Raw genomic sequence first — 512 nt, 5'->3', positions numbered from 1 at the left:
CATCGAGGAGGGGTCGGTCACTGCCGTGGTGGAGCCCAACGGCTCGGGAAAGAGCACCCTGCTCCGCATCATCAACCTGCTGGAAAAACCATCCAGGGGGGAGATCGTCTTCTGGGACGGGAAGCGGCTTTCCGCCCTGGGGCGGGGGGAAAGGCGGAGGCTGGCCGGAGAGATGACCATGATCTTCCAGGATCCCATCCTCTTCCGCCGCAGCGTGGAGGACAACCTGGCCTACGGGCTGAAGGCCCGGAGGGTGCCTCGCGCGGAGAGGAAGCGCCTGGGCCTGGAGGGCTTGGCCTCCCGGGACGTGCGCACTCTCTCCGGCGGGGAGGCCCAGAAGGTGGCCCTGGGGCGGGCCCTGGTCCTCAGGCCCCGCCTGCTGCTCATGGACGAGCCCCTCTCCAACCTGGACCTTCCCACCCGCCGGGAGATGCTGCGCCTCATCCCGGGCCTGGTGCGGGAGGCGGGGATTACCGTCCTCTACGTCTCCCATGACTACCACGAGGTGCTGG

The 512-nt window shown here is 68.6% G+C and carries 1 protein-coding gene; it reads left to right on the top strand.

Annotation, left to right across the window (positions count from 1 at the left end):
* Positions 1-25: 25 nt before the first annotated feature.
* Positions 26-512 (top strand): ATP-binding cassette domain-containing protein (locus AC01Y6_RS11275; RefSeq protein WP_476671624.1); only part of this gene is annotated, 487 nt, incomplete at its 3' end.

The sequence above is a fragment of the Thermus sp. genome (assembly GCF_056332225.1).
Note: the sequence above shows the minus strand (reverse complement) of the source record. Positions and strands in the feature narration are given on the sequence as shown.